General features: G+C 57.3%; 4 protein-coding genes. 1 reads left to right on the forward strand and 3 read right to left on the reverse strand.

What is annotated here, in order from left to right; genetic code table 11:
* On the forward strand, nt 1-194 hold a 194-nt coding region (locus RNA01_RS23195; protein ID WP_147182441.1), incomplete at its 5' end, for a WGR domain-containing protein.
* Nucleotides 195-244: 50 nt separating this feature from the next.
* On the opposite strand, the gene RNA01_RS23200 is transcribed toward RNA01_RS23195, so the two are convergent.
* The 3 genes from RNA01_RS23200 to RNA01_RS23860 form a co-directional block, all read right to left on the reverse strand.
* Complete coding sequence (locus tag RNA01_RS23200; protein ID WP_024897925.1) at nt 245-661, reverse strand: hypothetical protein; 417 nt, start codon at nt 659-661, stop codon at nt 245-247.
* Nucleotides 658-924: a type II toxin-antitoxin system prevent-host-death family antitoxin gene (locus tag RNA01_RS23205; protein WP_024897924.1), complete on the reverse strand. Its 267-nt coding sequence runs from the start codon at nt 922-924 to the stop codon at nt 658-660. Before RNA01_RS23205 ends, RNA01_RS23200 begins: the two co-directional genes overlap by 4 nt.
* A 223-nt stretch (nt 925-1,147) precedes the next feature.
* Nucleotides 1,148-1,318, reverse strand: coding sequence for a hypothetical protein (locus RNA01_RS23860; protein WP_174824576.1), 171 nt, complete (start codon nt 1,316-1,318; stop codon nt 1,148-1,150).
* Between the last annotated feature and the right edge of the window lie 143 nt (nt 1,319-1,461).

Here is a 1,461-nt window from a genome sequence, read left to right on the forward strand (position 1 = left end):
CATGTCTTATGCGGCGCTGGGGACGCATCGGAACCAGAGGCCAGATGAAGGTTCATCACTTCGAGCGAGAAGAGGAGGCGGTGGAGCTCTTTCTGGAACTCATTTCTCAGAAGCGAGCAAGAGGATACAGTCCCGCAGTCCGTGAAGAACGCGGAAGCCGCTCCTACCTACACAAAAAATCTGCAACGTTGTGAAACGATATTCCGGCCAGAATTGGTGACGCTCGTGGCGTCGCCGGACGGCACTATCTGGATCGGCTGACCTCGGCAAAAGACTTGCGGCGTGAGATGAACTCCTTGAGGAGTGGCAGGAAGAATGCCTTGCTGAAGCGACCGATCGGCGGTTCAGGTTCGAGATAGAACGACCGTCCGACAATGTCGCTGTTGAACTCATCGAGGATGATCCAAAGGCGCAAATCGACATCAAGCCCGGCGCGGCGCTTTTCGATTGCTGGTATCTCCGCCGCGAACCGGCTTCGCTCCGGCTGCTTCGTCGTGATGGGAAAGAACAGCACGAGGTCACCACCCGCTCGAGGGATCCGGACGCCGACGGCTACCGGTCGATCTTTGCGTCCCTCTGTTTCGCCCTTTCCGGCTTCACGGCTCCAGAGATAGGGATAACGGATGACCGTCGCTGTCTGGATCTCGTCATATCCACTCATCGGTTTGTCTCATCGCTGTCGGCGTAAGCGTCGACAGCACTCTCAAACTCGGCGAGTAATGCGTCGGGCATGGTCTCAAGCGTGCCTGCAGCACGCATATCGGACTGGCGCATCAGCCGTTCATAATCCTCGATGTTCAGCAGCACCAGTCGCGGTTTGTTGCGCTGAGTGATGGTAACTGGATGGCGCAAGGCCTCGGCTATAATGTCGCCTGACTTCCGCGAGAGGTCACTCGTGGTGTAGGAACCGGTGCTGCTGGTCATTTGAGCGTCTCCTCGCAGTAAAATCACAGTGAATTGGATAGATAGTTCGGTTGGCGACAAAATACAGCAAATACAGCATTGATGTAAATACTGAATATGGTGACCGCATCTGGCGGCGACAGTTTTTCGGATATCGGTGACCTCGCTCGGCAAGAACGCCATGGCGCGTCCAACTCCTTTCGACACCGCAAACCGCCAGCCTGGCTGTCGTTATATGCCGCCCTCAGAAGGGCGGCTCGGCGTCGACAAGGCCGTGCTGTTCGGCCATGGCAACGATCATCTCGGCCTCGGCCAGCTCGAGTTCGGCCGCAATCTCTCGGCGCTCATCGGCGTCAAAAGCGTTCTTGAGTTCAGCCCGCAATTCCTCAATCTGGATTTCGAGTTCGTAAGTCATCTTCGTCTCCTTGACGTTTGTGAAAGATGACCGACGGGTCCGAGAGGGGATGGCGGGGTCAGGGATCGCGCCAGCGACCGGCAGGGCCGGGGAGTGGGGGAGCCGATTTGCGCAAGCTGCCCTTCGGGCGGGTGTAGCAAATT

The sequence above is a fragment of the Paenirhizobium naphthalenivorans genome (assembly GCF_007992095.1).
Taxonomy (GTDB): domain Bacteria; phylum Pseudomonadota; class Alphaproteobacteria; order Rhizobiales; family Rhizobiaceae; genus Allorhizobium; species Allorhizobium naphthalenivorans.

Excerpts from the sequence above, each read along its gene's own strand:
- RNA01_RS23860 (WP_174824576.1), bottom strand. The coding sequence starts at position 1,318 with ATGACTTACGAACTCGAAATCCAGATTGAGGAATTGCGGGCTGAACTC.
- RNA01_RS23200 (WP_024897925.1), bottom strand. The coding sequence starts at position 661 with ATGAGTGGATATGACGAGATCCAGACAGCGACGGTCATCCGTTATCCC.
- RNA01_RS23205 (WP_024897924.1), bottom strand. The coding sequence starts at position 924 with ATGACCAGCAGCACCGGTTCCTACACCACGAGTGACCTCTCGCGGAAG.